At 34.9% G+C, this 16,095-nt stretch carries 14 protein-coding genes, 1 pseudogene and 1 other annotated feature; all 15 genes and pseudogenes read left to right on the top strand.

Going from position 1 to position 16,095, the window contains the following annotated elements; genetic code table 11:
* A pseudogene (tuf, locus tag JJE11_RS03860) lies at positions 1-178 on the top strand (elongation factor Tu); the annotation flags it as partial.
* 150 nt (positions 179-328) lie between these two features.
* Positions 329-478 (top strand): 50S ribosomal protein L33, encoded by a 150-nt coding sequence (gene rpmG / locus JJE11_RS03855; RefSeq protein ID WP_125002828.1) that lies wholly within the window; start codon positions 329-331, stop codon positions 476-478.
* Between the two features lie 39 nt (positions 479-517).
* Positions 518-736, top strand: coding sequence for a preprotein translocase subunit SecE (gene secE / locus JJE11_RS03850; protein ID WP_291632931.1), 219 nt, complete (start codon positions 518-520; stop codon positions 734-736).
* A gap of 45 nt (positions 737-781) precedes the next feature.
* Positions 782-1,303 carry a transcription termination/antitermination protein NusG gene (gene nusG, locus JJE11_RS03845; protein WP_291632930.1) on the top strand — a complete coding sequence of 174 codons (522 nt, stop codon included), beginning with the start codon at positions 782-784 and terminating at the stop codon, positions 1,301-1,303.
* A gap of 77 nt (positions 1,304-1,380) precedes the next feature.
* Complete coding sequence (gene rplK, locus JJE11_RS03840) at positions 1,381-1,806, top strand: 50S ribosomal protein L11 (RefSeq protein ID WP_291632929.1); 426 nt, start codon at positions 1,381-1,383, stop codon at positions 1,804-1,806.
* A 57-nt stretch (positions 1,807-1,863) separates the two neighbouring features.
* Entirely contained in the window at positions 1,864-2,553 is a 690-nt protein-coding gene (gene rplA, locus JJE11_RS03835; protein WP_291632928.1) for a 50S ribosomal protein L1, read from the top strand.
* 37 nt (positions 2,554-2,590) lie between these two features.
* Positions 2,591-2,728: a sequence feature (ribosomal protein L10 leader region), on the top strand.
* A 32-nt stretch (positions 2,729-2,760) separates the two neighbouring features.
* Positions 2,761-3,264, top strand: a complete 504-nt coding sequence (gene rplJ / locus JJE11_RS03830) for a 50S ribosomal protein L10 (protein ID WP_291632927.1) — start codon at positions 2,761-2,763, stop codon at positions 3,262-3,264.
* A gap of 125 nt (positions 3,265-3,389) precedes the next feature.
* Positions 3,390-3,749, top strand: a complete 360-nt coding sequence (gene rplL / locus JJE11_RS03825) for a 50S ribosomal protein L7/L12 (protein ID WP_291632926.1) — start codon at positions 3,390-3,392, stop codon at positions 3,747-3,749.
* A gap of 262 nt (positions 3,750-4,011) precedes the next feature.
* A complete protein-coding gene (gene rpoB / locus JJE11_RS03820) occupies positions 4,012-7,725 on the top strand; it encodes a DNA-directed RNA polymerase subunit beta (protein ID WP_291632925.1) in 3,714 nt (1,237 codons plus the stop codon).
* Positions 7,726-7,745: 20 nt separating this feature from the next.
* Entirely contained in the window at positions 7,746-11,279 is a 3,534-nt protein-coding gene (rpoC, locus tag JJE11_RS03815; protein WP_291632924.1) for a DNA-directed RNA polymerase subunit beta', read from the top strand.
* 121 nt (positions 11,280-11,400) lie between these two features.
* Positions 11,401-11,643 (top strand): ribosomal L7Ae/L30e/S12e/Gadd45 family protein, encoded by a 243-nt coding sequence (locus JJE11_RS03810; protein ID WP_291632923.1) that lies wholly within the window; start codon positions 11,401-11,403, stop codon positions 11,641-11,643.
* 116 nt (positions 11,644-11,759) lie between these two features.
* Positions 11,760-12,140 carry a 30S ribosomal protein S12 gene (rpsL, locus tag JJE11_RS03805; RefSeq protein WP_291632922.1) on the top strand — a complete coding sequence of 127 codons (381 nt, stop codon included), beginning with the start codon at positions 11,760-11,762 and terminating at the stop codon, positions 12,138-12,140.
* 144 nt (positions 12,141-12,284) lie between these two features.
* Positions 12,285-12,755 carry a 30S ribosomal protein S7 gene (rpsG, locus tag JJE11_RS03800; protein WP_291632921.1) on the top strand — a complete coding sequence of 157 codons (471 nt, stop codon included), beginning with the start codon at positions 12,285-12,287 and terminating at the stop codon, positions 12,753-12,755.
* A gap of 74 nt (positions 12,756-12,829) precedes the next feature.
* The gene (fusA, locus tag JJE11_RS03795; protein WP_291632920.1) at positions 12,830-14,893 is read left to right on the top strand and encodes an elongation factor G; all 2,064 of its coding nucleotides are present in this window, start codon (positions 12,830-12,832) and stop codon (positions 14,891-14,893) included.
* 45 nt (positions 14,894-14,938) lie between these two features.
* On the top strand, positions 14,939-16,095 hold a 1,157-nt coding region (gene tuf, locus JJE11_RS03790), incomplete at its 3' end, for an elongation factor Tu (RefSeq protein ID WP_291632919.1).

The raw sequence follows: 16,095 nt of genomic DNA, 5'->3' as shown, positions 1-16,095 counted from the left end.
TGATGTAACTGGATCAATCAAGTTACCAGATGGAATGGAAATGGTAATGCCAGGAGACCACATAGACATGAATGTTGAATTAATCACTCAAGTAGCAATGGATGAAGGATTAAGATTCGCAATCAGAGAAGGCGGAAGAACGGTAGGATCAGGAGTTGTTACTTCAATAGTTAAATAGTTAAAAGAAGAAAATTCCATTTAACTAATCCATTGACATATGTATTAAGTTGTGATAAATTGTTTAAGTAAATAAAAAATGCTAAAGATGGCGTAGTGTTTAATATGCATGAGCTTTCTTAAATAGATGGAAAACCGGGAGGTGTAGATTGTGAGAGTAAAAGTAACTTTAGCTTGTACTGATTGCAAACAGAGAAATTACAATACAATGAAAAACAAAAAAAATAACCCAGATAGAATTGAAATGAAGAAATACTGTAAGTTCTGCCACAAACATACACTTCATAAAGAGACAAAGTAATACAGCATAAAACACGAAACGGTGGGGGATGTGAATAAATTGGCTGTTGATGTGAAAGTAAAAGAAAAATCAAACCAAAAGGGAATAGTTAAGTTTTTCAGGGAACTTAAATCAGAAGCGAAAAGAATAACATGGCCTTCAAAAAAAGATATTAAAAAGTCATCTATTGCAGTGGCAGGTTTTTCTTTTCTTTTTGTAATCTATGTAGGTTTATTGGATTATGGTTTTCAGAACCTCTATAAACTAATCTTTAAATAAGGTAAAGGAAGGAGGTAGGGGACGGAATAATCCACCCCTTGAGCTATGGCAGATAAGGCTAAATGGTATGTTGTACATACATATTCTGGTTATGAAAATAAAGTTAAAGTCAACCTCGAAAAAGCGATCGAAAATAGAAATCTTGAGGAATTCGTGCACGATATTCAAGTGCCTATGGAAGAAGTAGTTGAAGTAAAGGATGGAAAAAAGAAAATAGTTTTTAAAAAAGTATTTCCGGGATATGTAATGGTTAAGATGCTTATGACAGATGAATCTTGGTATATAGTTAGAAACACTAGAGGTGTAACGGGATTTGTAGGACCAGGATCTAAGCCGGTTGCCCTTACTGAAGAAGAAGTTAGAACTATGGGTATAGCAGAAAAAACTATAGTTGTTGACTACGAAATAGGTGAGAACATCCAGGTAACATTTGGACCGTTAGAAGGGTTTGTTGCTTTAATACAAGAAATTAATTTGGATAAGCAAAAAGTTAAAGCACTTATAAATATGTTTGGCAGAGAAACCCCTGTTGAACTAGAATTCAATCAAATACAAAAATTAGAATAGGAACTTAATAAAACGAAAGTTTTAGTAAGTGGGAGGATTTTTAATCCGCTTTACCACAATATAGGAGGTATAAACTCATGGCTAAGAAAATAACAGGAATGATAAAACTTCAACTTCCTGCAGGAAAAGCTACCCCAGCACCACCAGTTGGTCCTGCACTTGGACAACACGGTGTTAATATCATGGGATTCTGTAAAGAATTCAATGCAAAAACGTCTGATCAAGCTGGTATGATAATACCAGTAGTAATAACAGTATATCAAGATAGATCTTTTAGTTTTATACTGAAAACTCCACCAGCAGCTATACTATTAAAGAAAGCAGTTGGGTTAGAAAGCGGTTCTGGTGTTCCAAACAAAACCAAAATTGCTACAGTTTCTAAAGCTAAAGTAAGAGAAATAGCAGAAATCAAAATGCCAGACTTAAATGCGGCATCTATTGAAGCAGCTATGAGTATGATAGCTGGAACAGCAAGAAGTATGGGAATAGTTGTAGAAGAATAATTTTAATTAATTACGTGGGAGGCAAAAACCGTTATTACCACGAAGGAGGATACTAATATGGGTAAAAATTACATAGAGAGTGCTAAACTTGTAGACAAGAACGCTTTATATACACCAACAGAAGCTATGGATCTTGTGGTGAAAACATCTAAGGCTAAATTCGATGAAACTATAGAACTTGCTGTAAGCCTTGGTGTTGATCCAAGACATGCAGACCAACAGGTTAGAGGTGCAGTAGTGCTTCCTCATGGTACAGGTAAAACAGTTAGAGTTTTAGTTTTCGCTAAAGGTGAAAAAGCTAAAGAAGCAGAACTTGCTGGCGCTGATTTTGTTGGAACTGATGAATTAGTTGATAAGATCCAAAAGGAAAATTGGTTCGGTTTTGATATAGTTGTTGCTACTCCAGATATGATGGGTGTTGTAGGTAAATTAGGTAGAGTACTTGGACCTAAGGGATTAATGCCGAATCCAAAATCAGGAACAGTTACATTTGATGTTTCTAAAGCAATAGCTGAAATCAAAGCTGGTAAAGTTGAGTATAGAGTTGATAAAACTTCTATAGTTCACGTACCACTTGGAAAAGCATCTTTTGGGGCTGTGAAATTAGTTGAAAATTTCCATGCTTTAATGGAAGCAGTAGTTAAAGCTAAACCTTCAGCAGCTAAAGGACAATACTTAAAATCAGTATCAGTTTCAAGTACTATGGGACCTGGAATAAAAGTTAATCAATCTAAAGTATTAGACTAGTATTGACAAATCAAATTAAACATGATACAATTTTTAAGGTAAAATAAAAATTATTCCGTAGATAGTAGGTGCGAAAGCGTAAAAGACAACATACCTACCGAGGATACCAATAAATGTACTTATGTACGTATATTAGGTCTCTTCGCGTCTGCGGAGAGACTTAATTTTTTATAAAGCAGTTGAAAACTGTGAGGAGGTGGATACACAGTGTTAAGCAATAATAGACAATTAAAAGAAGCAAAAGTAGCTGAAATAAAAGAGAAATTAGAAAAAGCTCAAGGAGTAGTACTTAGTAAATATCAAGGACTGAATGTAGAAGAGGATACAGAACTAAGAAAGAACCTTAGAGAAGCTGGAGTAGAATATAAAGTTTACAAAAACACTTTAGTTATTCTAGCGGCTAAAGAATTAGGAATTGAAGGTATAGTAACTCACCTACAAGGTGCTGTTTCAATGGCTTTTGGATATGAAGAACCAACTGTTGCAGCTAGAGTTTTAAATGAATTTTCAAAAACTCATAAAAAACTAGAGCTTAAAGCAGCTATAATTCAAGGTGAAATATTAGATGGTGCTCAAGTTAATGAGCTTGCATCAATACCACCAAGAGATGTTCTTATTGCAAAATTACTTGGAAGCTTCAAGGCTCCATTATCAAATCTTGCATATTTATTGAACTCAATTAAAGAGCAAAAGGAATCAGCTCAAGAATAACTGGCTGATATACATACATAATAATTTTAATTGATTCAAATTATGACTTTTTAAAAGTCAATTGAGCCTTTCATATAAGGCAATACAAAAAATATATATGAAAAAAATTCGGAGGTGCATTTATAATGACAAGAGAAGAAATTATCCAAGGTATAAAAGATATGAGTGTTTTAGAATTAAATGAATTAGTAAAAGCTTGCGAAGAGGAATTTGGCGTAAGTGCTTCTGCACCAGTTGCAGCTGCAGGAGCTGCTGCAGTTGCTGTTGAAGAAAAAACTGAATTCGACGTAATTTTAACTAGTGCAGGTGCAAGCAAAATTAAAGTTATTAAAGTTGTTAGAGAAATAACTGGACTAGGACTCAAAGAAGCTAAAGATATAGTTGATGGAGCGCCTAAAACAATTAAAGAAGCTATAAGTAAAGTTGATGCAGAAGCATTAAAAGCTAAAATTGAAGAAGTTGGCGGCGGAGCAGAGATAAAATAATTTTATTATAGAACAGGGTACTTTTAGATAAGAGTGCCCTTTTTTAAAATGTTATGTTGACATAGAATTGTAACTATGATAATATAGCGTAATGCACTGGAAATTAGTAGTATTGCAATAAAAAAATGCAATTACTGGTTAATGTGAATTAAATTGACAATAATGGTTATAATAACATGATGAATATGTGAATCCAAAAGCATAATGTCCTAGGGGAAAGTGTGTTTTTGGTTATTTTAGTTTATACAAGGGGTGAAAGCTGATGGTACATCCTGTTCAATTAGGTAAAAGAACAAGAATGAGTTTTTCGAAAATAAGTGAAGTAACTGATATGCCAAATTTAATTGAGATACAGTTAGACTCTTATGATTGGTTTTTGAAGGAAGGGCTTCAAGAGGTTTTTGACGATATAAATCCTATCCAAGACTATACGGGAAATCTTGTTCTAGAGTTTGTAGGATACAAACTTGATACAGACAATATTAAATATACTGAAGAGCAATGTAAGGAAAGAGATACAACATACGCTGCGCCTTTAAAAGTCAAGGTTAGATTGCGTAACAATGAAACTGGTGAAATCAAAGAGCAAGAAGTCTTTATGGGAGATTTCCCCCTTATGACACCACAAGGTACATTTGTAATCAATGGAGCAGAAAGAGTTATAGTAAGTCAATTGGTTAGATCACCAGGAGTTTACTACAATTATTCTGTGGATAAGACGGGTAAAAAACTTTATTCTGCAACAGTAATTCCAAACCGAGGAGCATGGCTTGAGTATGAAACAGATTCTAATGAGATAGTATATATTAGAATTGATAAGACTAGAAAACTACCTATAAGTGTTTTAGCTAGAGCTATGATGGATAATGGTAGTGATTTAGACTTACATGAGTTGTTAGGTGAAGAAGAAAGATTAAAAGCTACAATAGAAAAAGATAATACAAAAACAAGAGAAGAAGCTTTAATAGAAATATATAAGAGATTAAGACCTGGTGAACCACCTACTGTAGATAGTGCCGTATCTCTTATAGATTCCTTATTCTTTGATGCAAAAAGATATGATTTGTCAAGAGTTGGTAGATATAAGTTCAATAAGAAGTTATCAGTTAACCATCGAATTGCAAACCAAATTGCTGCTGAGAATATTGTTAACCCTATAACGGGTGAAGTTATTGTTGAAAAAGATCAGAAAATAGACAGGGAAACTGCTCTAATGATTCAAAATTTAGGAATAAATGTAGTAGATCTTCAAGTAGAGGATAAAGTACTAAGAGTCATTGGAAATCACTTTGTTAACCTTAATAAAGTAGTTAACTTTGATATATCTGACCTTAATATTAGGGAAATGGTTCATTATCCAACATTAAAAGAGATATTAGATAATTTCAGTGATGAAGAATCAATTAAAGAGCAAATAAAAATTAACAAAACAAGATTAATACCAAAACATATAATTAAAGATGATATGTATGCTACAGTGAGCTACGAGTTAGGACTAACTTACGATATCGGTTATATTGATGATATTGATCATTTAGGAAACAGAAGAATAAGATCTGTAGGAGAACTTTTGCAGAATCAATTTAGAATAGGCTTATCAAGAATGGAAAGAGTTGTAAAAGAAAGAATGACAATTCAAGACCAAGAGGGAATAACGCCTCAAGCACTAATAAACATAAGGCCAGTAGCTGCAGCTATAAAAGAATTTTTTGGAAGTTCACAACTATCTCAGTTCATGGATCAAACAAATCCATTATCAGAGCTTACAAATAAAAGAAGATTATCTGCACTAGGACCTGGTGGGCTTTCAAGAGAGAGAGCTGGATTTGAGGTTAGAGACGTTCATTACTCTCATTACGGTAGAATGTGCCCTATAGAAACACCAGAAGGACCCAATATAGGACTTATTAATTCTCTTGCAAGTTACGCTAAAGTGAATGAATATGGGTTTATTGAAACACCTTATAGGGTTGTAGATAAGAAAACATCTGTAGTTACAAATGAAATCATTTATATGACTGCAGATGAAGAAGATGCATACCTGGTAGCACAGGCTAGTGAACTAATTAGTGAAGATGGTACTTTTGTAGATGAAAAAATATCTGTAAGAGCTAGGCAAGAAGTAATGATTGTTCCAAAAAATGAAGTAGATCTTATGGATATATCCCCAAGGCAGATAGTTTCTGTTGCTACAGCAATGATCCCGTTCCTTGAAAATGACGATGCCAGCAGGGCTCTAATGGGTTCTAACATGCAACGTCAGGCAGTACCACTACTTAAATCACAAGCGCCATTTGTTGGCACAGGAATAGAATACAGAGCAGCAGTAGACTCTGGTGTTCTTCCGAAAGCTAAGAATGCAGGTGTAGTCGAGTATGTAAGTGCCAATGAAATTAGGGTAAGAAGAAATTCAGATAATGAATTAGATGTTTATAAAATTCTTAAGTTCAAAAGATCCAATCAAGGTACGTGTATAAACCAAAAACCTATAGTTAATAAAGGTGAAATAGTTGATGTGAATACTGTTTTAGCAGATGGCCCTTCAACAGACCTTGGAGAAATAGCGTTAGGTAAGAATATCTGTATTGGGTTTGTAACTTGGGAAGGTTATAACTACGAGGATGCAATGTTAATATCGGAAGAACTTGTTCGGGATGATATATTTACTTCGGTTCATATTGAAGAATACGAATCAGAAGCAAGAGATACTAAGCTGGGACCAGAAGAAATAACTAGAGATATTCCTAATGTTGGAGAAGAGGCACTTAAAGACATAGATGAGGGCGGAATAATAAGAATAGGTGCTGAGATAAGATCTGGAGATATCCTAGTGGGAAAAGTAACCCCTAAGGGAGAAACAGAACTTACCGCAGAGGAAAGATTATTAAGAGCAATATTTGGAGAAAAAGCAAGAGAAGTAAGAGATACATCACTTAGAGTGCCGCATGGTGAAGCAGGAATAATAGTTGACGTAAAAGTCTTCACTAGGGAAAATGGTGATGAACTTCCACCAGGTGTAAATGAATTAGTTAGATGTTATATCGCTCAGAAGAGAAAAATCTCCGTAGGCGATAAAATGGCAGGAAGACATGGTAATAAAGGGGTTATCTCTAGAGTATTACCAATGGAAGATATGCCGTTTTTACCTGATGGAAGACCCCTGCAAATATGTTTAAATCCACTAGGAGTTCCTTCGCGTATGAACATAGGCCAGGTATTAGAAGTTCATTTAGGATGGGCAGCTAGTGAATTAGGATGGCATATTGCCACCCCAGTATTTGATGGTGCTCTTGAGGAAGAAATTGAAGCTTGCTTACAAAAGGCAGGATATGATGCAGATGGAAAAACTGATTTATATGATGGAAGAACAGGAGAAGCATTTGACAGCAGAGTTACAGTTGGATATATGTATATCTTAAAGTTACATCATTTGGTAGATGACAAAATACATGCTAGATCTACAGGGCCATATTCTCTAGTAACTCAGCAACCATTAGGTGGTAAAGCACAGTTTGGTGGCCAAAGATTTGGAGAGATGGAAGTTTGGGCACTAGAAGCTTATGGGTCAGCTCATACATTGCAAGAGATCTTAACAGTTAAGTCTGATGATGTTGTAGGTAGAGTTAAAACTTATGAAGCGATAGTAAAAGGTGAAAATATTCCAGAGCCAGGTGTTCCGGAATCCTTCAAAGTTCTTATAAAAGAATTACAGGCGTTGTGTCTAAACGTTAAAGTTCTTACAGACGAATTAGAAGAAATTAAACTGAAAGAATCAGTTGATGATGAAATGGAAGAATTAAATTTAAATGTTAACATTGAAGGATCAGAGGACATAATTCCTGAATCGCCAACGGAAGAGTACGTTGAACTTATCGATGAAGATGAAGATGTAGACATTGATATAAATTACGATGATATACCGGTAGAAGAATTTGGTGAGGATTTAGAATTAAATGACTTTAATGATGAACATTAATATGAAGGGAGGATGTACCCTTGTTTGAATTTAATAATTTTGATGCTATTCAAATAGGATTAGCATCACCAGAGCAAATCAGAGAATGGTCAAAGGGTGAAGTAAAAAAACCTGAGACTATAAACTATAGAACTTTAAAGCCTGAAAGAGATGGACTATTTTGTGAAAGAATATTTGGCCCAATTAAAGATTGGGAATGTCACTGTGGAAAATATAAGAGAGTAAGATATAAGGGAATTGTTTGTGATAGATGTGGTGTTGAAGTTACGAAATCAAAAGTAAGACGTGAAAGAATGGGGCATATTGAACTTGCTGCCCCAGTATCTCACATTTGGTATTTTAAAGGAATACCATCTCGTATGGGACTTATTTTGGATATGTCTCCTAGATCTCTAGAAAAGATTCTTTATTTTGCATCTTATGTAGTATTAGATCCAAAAGAAACATCACTACTTAAAAAGCAAATTCTTAGTGAAAAAGAATATAGAGAAGCTATAGATAAGTTTGGTACTGATAGTTTCGTTGCTGGTATGGGTGCAGAATCTGTAAAAGTACTTCTACAAGATATAAACTTAGAAGAATTATCTAAGGAACTAAAAGAAGACTTAAAAACTAGCACAGGACAAAAAAGAATTAGAAGCATAAGAAGACTGGATGTATCAGAATCATTTAGAAAATCCAAAAATAAACCTGAATGGATTATAATTGATGTAATACCAGTAATCCCTCCTGATTTAAGACCAATGGTACAATTAGATGGAGGAAGATTTGCTACTTCTGATTTAAATGATTTATATAGAAGGGTAATAAATAGGAACAATAGGTTGAAAAAGCTTCTAGATTTAGGGGCTCCAGACATAATTGTTAGAAATGAAAAAAGAATGCTTCAAGAAGCTGTAGATGCATTAATCGATAATGGAAGAAGAGGAAGGCCAGTTACAGGACCAGGAAATAGACCTTTAAAATCTCTATCTGACATGTTAAAAGGAAAACAAGGAAGATTCAGACAAAACTTACTTGGAAAACGTGTTGATTACTCTGGTCGATCAGTTATAGTTGTTGGACCAGACCTGCAAATGTATCAATGTGGTCTTCCAAAAGAAATGGCTTTAGAATTATTTAAGCCTTTTGTTATGAAAAAACTAGTTGGGAGCGGAGTAGCTCATAATATTAAGAGTGCTAAGAGAATGGTAGAGAGGGTTATGCCTCAAGTATGGGATGTACTTGAAGAAGTAATAGCCGACCATCCAGTATTATTAAATCGTGCGCCTACACTTCATAGACTAGGAATTCAAGCTTTTCAACCTGTTCTTGTAGAAGGCAGAGCAATTAAACTACATCCGCTTGTATGTACGGCTTATAACGCTGACTTTGACGGAGATCAAATGGCTGTACATGTGCCTCTATCTGTTGAAGCTCAAGCTGAAGCAAGGTTCTTAATGCTTGCTGCACATAATATCATGAAACCGTCTGATGGTAAACCAGTTTGTGTACCTACTCAAGATATGGTTTTAGGTGCTTATTATTTAACTATTGATAAAGATGGTGCAAAGGGCGAAGGGAGAGCATTTTCTTCACCTGATGAAGTAATAATGGCTTATTCAGTAAAGCAGATTGATATTCATGCTAAAATTAAGGTTAAGATGTTTGGAGTAGTTAATGGTGTTAGTATAACTTCTATTATAGAAACTACACCTGGAAAATTAATATTTAATGAAACGATACCTCAGGATTTAGGGTTTATTGATAGAAGTATTCCTGGCAATGAATTGAAATTTGAGATAGACTTCTTGGTAAGTAAAAAGAATCTTGGTAGTATTATAGATAAATGTTACTTAAAACATGGTCCTTCAGAAACTTCTAAGATGCTAGATAAAATAAAGGCTAAGGGATATCATTATTCAACAATCGGAGCAATTACTGTTGCTACTTCTGATATGCAAGTTCCAGAAGCTAAAAAAGGATTATTAAAAGATGCTGATGAAACTGTTGATAAAATTGAGAAGATGTATCGAAGAGGACTTATATCCGAGGAAGAAAGATATCAAAGAGTAATTGAAAAATGGACTAAGACTACAGAAGATGTAGCAAATGCACTAATGGATAGTTTGGATAAATTCAATCCGATATTCATGATGGCAGATTCAGGAGCCAGAGGATCCAAGAGTCAGATCAAGCAATTAGCAGGTATGAGAGGTCTTATGGCTAATCCATCTGGTAAGATAATTGAGTTGCCAATTAGAGCATCTTTCAGAGATGGACTAAGTGTTTTAGAGTATTTTATTTCAACACATGGTGCTAGAAAAGGTAACGCAGATACGGCTCTTAAAACAGCTGACTCAGGATATTTAACAAGAAGACTTGTTGATGTATGTCAGGATGTTATAGTACGTCACGAAGATTGTGGAACAACAGAAGGTTTTGAAGTTTCAGAAATTCGTGATGGAAGTGAAGTAATTGAGCAGTTAGTTGAGAGACTTACTGGAAGATATTCAGCTGAAGATGTTATTCATCCAAAAACAGGTAAGGTAATAGTTCCTAAAAATGAATATATGGATATTACTTTAGCAGAAGAAGTTCAAAAGTCAGGCGTTAAAAAAGTTTGGATTAGATCAGTATTTACATGCAAGGCTAAAATTGGTGTTTGTGCACATTGCTATGGAATGAATATGGCAACTTCACAAAAGATAAACATTGGTGAGGCAGTAGGTATAATTGCAGCTCAATCTATAGGTGAACCAGGAACACAGCTTACAATGAGAACATTCCATACTGGTGGAGTAGCTGGGTCAGATATAACTCAAGGTCTTCCAAGAGTTGAGGAATTATTTGAAGCTAGAAAACCAAAAGGACTCGCAATAGTAAGTGATGTATATGGTAGTGTTAAAATGGAAGATACTAAGAAAAAGAGAGTTGTCATTGTAATTTCTGATTCAGGAGAAGAGTTTAGCTATGATATACCATTTGGTTCAAGATTAAAAGTTGCAAATGGAGATAAAATTGAGGCTGGAGATGAGATAATTGAGGGTTCAGTTAACCCACACGATATCTTAAGAATTAAAGGCGTTAATGGAGTTAAAAATTATTTATCCTCAGAGGTGCAAAAAGTTTATAGACTTCAAGGTGTTGATATCAATGATAAACACTTAGAAGTTGTTGTAAGACAGATGACAAGAAAAGTAAAGGTTGAGGAATCTGGAGATACTGATTTACTTCCTGGAAATTTAGTAGATATCTTTGCTTTTGAAGATGCTAATGCAAAAATTGAAGCTGAAGGTGGAGTACCTGCTGAGGGAAAAATTTCTTTATTAGGTATAACCAAGGCAGCACTTGCAACAGAATCGTTCTTGTCAGCAGCATCATTCCAGGAGACAACAAGAGTACTTACTGATGCAGCTATTAAAGGTAAAATTGATCCACTACTTGGATTAAAAGAAAATGTAATAATTGGTAAACTAATACCTGCAGGTACGGGAATGACAAGGTATAGAACAATAAAGATCAATACTGAAGATGATGAGAAGGTAGAAATTGAAAATGATTTAGAAGTATAAAGTTTAACTAGTTGACAGGGTGATGGTAAAATGATAAAATACACCTTGTGTGTGACTTTAATCGAGTAGATACATCTTAATTAGATAAATTTTATGGTTGTAACTATGAGGAGGGTTAGACATGGTAGGTAAACTTGTAGGTCAGAAGGTTGTTGGAGTTAAACAAACCCTAAAAGCATTAAAGAATAATAAGGGTAAGGTTCTGTATATAGCCAAAGATGCTGATAATAGCATTACTGAACCTATTTTAGAACTAGCCAAGGTTAATTCCTTACAAATAATATTTGTAGACACAATGAAAGAATTAGGAAATCTTTGTGATATTGATGTTGCGTCAGCAACAGCATTGCTTCTTGAAGATTAAATTAACGCTAGCAACTAAATAATATAGATGTATCCATGCGGTAACATAGCCTTTAGTTATGTTACAGTGCATTGATATAAATAAAGGTAAGTTTATAAAAATGAGGAGGTGAAAACATGCCAACTATTAACCAATTAGTAAGAAAAGGCAGAAAGACATTAGTGACAAAGTCAGCTTCACCAGCATTAAAAGATTGTCCACAAAAAAGAGGTGTTTGTACAGTAGTTAAAACAACAACTCCTAAGAAGCCTAACTCAGCATTAAGAAAAGTAGCAAGGGTTAGACTTACAAATGGATACGAAGTTAGTGCTTATATACCAGGTGTAGGCCACAATTTACAAGAACACAGTGTTGTACTTATAAGAGGTGGAAAAGTTAAGGATTTACCAGGAGTTAGATACCATATCATTAGAGGAACATTAGACTCTGCTGGAGTAGCTAACAGATTACAAAGTAGATCTAAATACGGGGCTAAAAGACCAAAGCAAAAAAAATAATGCTTTGAGTAAAGGTGCAATGTCTTCAGCATTTATATATATGATAATTTTAATATTTACATACATTTGCGAAGTACAGAGCGCTTGACGGTAGAGATACTGAGTACCTATGAGTTAATCAAAATTGTTAAGGAGGGAAGTAAAGTGCCGAGAAAAGGATATATTGCGAAAAGAGATGTATTACCAGATCCTATGTACAACAGCAAAGTTGTTACAAAGTTAATAAACAATGTAATGGAGGATGGTAAAAGAGGAGTAGCACAAAAAATATGCTATGAGGCTTTTGACATAATCAAAGAAAAAACAGGTAAAGACCCATTAGAGGTTTTTGAATTAGCATTAACTAATATTATGCCGATGCTTGAAGTAAAAGCTAGAAGAATAGGTGGAGCTAATTATCAAGTGCCTATCGAAGTTAGACCTGAGAGAAGACAGACATTAGGATTAAGATGGTTACTTGTTGCTACAGATAAAAGGGGCGAGAAGTATGCAAGAGAAAAACTTGCTAATGAGTTAATCGAAGCTTCAAACAATACTGGAGCAGCGGTTAAGAAAAGAGAAGATACTCATAAAATGGCTGAAGCTAACAAGGCTTTTGCTCATTACAGATATTAATATCAAAACTGTTTTGGCTTTGCCAAGACAGTTTTGTCAAATTTAAAATCACGCGTTGAGAGGAGGAACAAATAGTGGGTAGAGAATATTCTTTAGATAAATTCCGCAACATAGGTATTATGGCTCATATTGATGCTGGTAAAACAACAACTACAGAGCGTATATTATTCTATACAGGAAAGACACACAAGATTGGTGAGGTTCATGATGGCGGAGCTACTATGGACTGGATGGTTCAAGAACAAGAAAGAGGTATTACAATAACTTCTGCGGCTACAACATGCTTTTGGAAGGGTTATAATATAAATATTATTGATACACCAGGGCACGTAGATTTCACAGTTGAAGTTGAAAGATCTTTAAGAGTACTTGATGGTGCGGTTTCTGTATTCTGCGCAAAAGGTGGAGTTGAACCTCAATCTGAAACAGTATGGAGGCAGGCTACTAAGTATGAAGTTCCAAGAATGGCATATGTCAACAAAATGGATATAATGGGTGCTGATTTCTATAGAGTTGTGGAAATGATGAGAGAGAGACTTCATGCTAATGCAGTTCCAATACAACTTCCAATAGGAAAAGAAGATACGTTCTTAGGAATTATAGATTTAATCAGAAATGTTGCAGAGGTCTATAAAGATGATTTAGGTACACAAATAGAAGAAATAGAAATTCCAGAAGATATGAAAGAACTTTCGGAAGAATATAGAGCAGCTATGGTTGAAGCAATAGCTGAACTAGATGAAGAGCTTATGATGAAATATCTTGATGGTGAAGAAATAAGTGAAGAAGAATTAAAAGTAGCACTTCGAAAAGGTGTAATTAACAATGAAATAGTACCTGTAATCTGTGGTTCTTCATACAAAAACAAAGGTGTTCAAATGATGATAGATGCGGTTATAGAATATATGCCGTCACCACTTGATATACCAGCTATCAAAGGACAAGACGTTGATACTGCTGAAGCAATGGAAAGACACCCAAATGATGAAGATCCAATGTCAGCATTAGCATTCAAAATAGCTACAGATCCTTTTGTTGGAAGACTTTGTTTTGCAAGAATTTACTCAGGCATAATGAAGACTGGTACATATGTATTAAACGCTAACAAAGGTAAAAAAGAAAGAATTGGTAGACTAGTTAAAATGCATGCTAATCACAGAGAAGAAGTTGATGAATTACGTGCAGGCGAATTAGGGGCAATAATTGGACTTAAAAATACAACTACTGGCGAAACTTTATGTGATGAAGATCATCCAATATTGTTTGAAACCATGGTATTCCCAGATCCAGTTATTCATGTAGCTATTGAGCCAAAAACAAAAGCTGGTCAAGAAAGAATGGGTATGTCTCTTGCAAAGCTTTCTGAAGAAGATCCAACTTTTAGAACTCATACAGATCAAGAAACAGGCCAAACAATAATTGGTGGTATGGGTGAACTTCATTTGGAGATTATTGTTGATAGACTTCAAAGAGAATTTAAAGTTGAGTGTAATGTAGGAAAACCACAAGTTGCATATAAAGAAACAATACGTAAAACAGTTAAAGCAGAAGGTAAGTACATTAAACAATCAGGTGGACGTGGACAATATGGCCATTGTTGGATAGAACTTATACCAACTACTGAACCTTACTCATTTGAGAATGCTACTGTGGGTGGATCTATTCCAAAAGAATTTATATCACCAATTGAGAACGGAATTAAAGAAGCATCAAAATGCGGTATACTTGGTGGGTACCCAGTTCTTAACTTTAAAGTTAAAGTAGTTGATGGATCATACCATGATGTCGATTCAAACGAAATGGCATTTAAAGTTGCAGGTTCTATGGCATTCAAGAATGGTATGGCAAAAGCAGATCCAGTTCTTTTAGAACCAATAATGAAGGTTGAAGTAACAGTGCCAGAAGAGTACATGGGTGATGTTATGGGAGATCTTAACGGAAGAAGAGGTAGAATAGAAGGAATGGAAGCTCAATCAGGCGCTCAAGTAATTAGAGCAATGGTTCCATTATCAGAAATGTTTGGATATTCTACTACACTTAGATCAAGAACTCAAGGTAGGGGAGTATACAGTATGGAATTTGCTGCATATGAACCAGTTCCAAAGAGTATTCAAGAACAGGTTATAGGAGCTAAATAATAAACGAAATATAAGATAATATGTAAATATAAGGAGGAATATAAAATGGCAAAAGCAAAATTTGAACGAACTAAACCTCATGTTAACATTGGAACAATAGGACACGTAGATCACGGCAAGACTACATTAACAGCAGCAATAACAGCAGTACTTGCAACTAAAGGCTTAGCGCAAGCATCTAAGTTTGACATGATTGACAAAGCACCAGAGGAAAGAGAAAGAGGAATTACAATTAACACAGCACATGTTGAGTATGAAACAATAAATAGACATTATGCACATGTTGATTGCCCAGGACATGCAGATTATGTAAAGAACATGATTACAGGAGCAGCACAAATGGATGGAGCAATCCTAGTTGTTAGTGCAGCAGATGGCCCAATGCCTCAAACAAGAGAGCATATACTATTAGCAAGCAGAGTTGGAGTAGGATATATAGTAGTATTCTTAAACAAAGCAGATATGGTAGACGATCCAGAATTACTAGAATTAGTTGAAATGGAAGTAAGAGAACTATTAAGTGAATATGACTTCCCAGGAGATGACATTCCAGTAGTAACAGGATCAGCATTAAAAGCATTAGATAATCCAACTGATGAAGAAGCTTCAAAATGCATAAATGAATTAATGGAAGCAATAGATACTTATATTCCAACACCAGCAAGAGCAACAGACAAACCATTCTTAATGCCAATAGAAGATGTATTCACAATAACTGGCAGAGGAACAGTAGCAACAGGAAGAGTTGAAACTGGTATACTTAAGGTTGGAGAAGAAGTAGAAATCGTTGGACTCAGCGAAGACAAAAGAAAAGTTGTATGTACTGGAGTTGAGATGTTCAGAAAGCTTCTAGATCAGGCAATGGCTGGAGACAACATCGGAGCATTATTAAGAGGAGTACAAAGAGCTGATATTCAAAGAGGTCAAGTACTTTCAAAACCGGGTTCAATACACCCACATGATAAATTTGTAGGTCAAGTATATGTACTTAAAAAAGAAGAAGGCGGAAGACATACTCCATTCTTCGACGGATATAGACCACAATTTTACTTCAGAACAACTGATGTAACTGGATCAATCAAGTTACCAGATGGAATGGAAATGGTAATGCCAGGAGACCACATAGACATGAATGTTGAATTAATCACTCAAGTAGCAATGGATGAAGGATTAAGATTCGCAATCAGAGAAGGCGGAAGAAC

The sequence above is a fragment of the Clostridium sp. genome (assembly GCF_016650095.1).
Taxonomy (GTDB): domain Bacteria; phylum Bacillota; class Clostridia; order Clostridiales; family Clostridiaceae; genus Clostridium_AD.
This window is presented reverse-complemented; position numbering and strand designations above follow the sequence as displayed.

What these genes read in the sequence shown, in the direction of transcription:
- nusG (WP_291632930.1), top strand. Translation starts at nt 782, where the DNA reads ATGGCAGATAAGGCTAAATGGTATGTTGTACATACATATTCTGGTTAT.
- rplK (WP_291632929.1), top strand. Translation starts at nt 1,381, where the DNA reads ATGGCTAAGAAAATAACAGGAATGATAAAACTTCAACTTCCTGCAGGA.
- rplA (WP_291632928.1), top strand. Translation starts at nt 1,864, where the DNA reads ATGGGTAAAAATTACATAGAGAGTGCTAAACTTGTAGACAAGAACGCT.
- rplL (WP_291632926.1), top strand. Translation starts at nt 3,390, where the DNA reads ATGACAAGAGAAGAAATTATCCAAGGTATAAAAGATATGAGTGTTTTA.
- rpoB (WP_291632925.1), top strand. Translation starts at nt 4,012, where the DNA reads ATGGTACATCCTGTTCAATTAGGTAAAAGAACAAGAATGAGTTTTTCG.
- JJE11_RS03810 (WP_291632923.1), top strand. Translation starts at nt 11,401, where the DNA reads ATGGTAGGTAAACTTGTAGGTCAGAAGGTTGTTGGAGTTAAACAAACC.
- rpsL (WP_291632922.1), top strand. Translation starts at nt 11,760, where the DNA reads ATGCCAACTATTAACCAATTAGTAAGAAAAGGCAGAAAGACATTAGTG.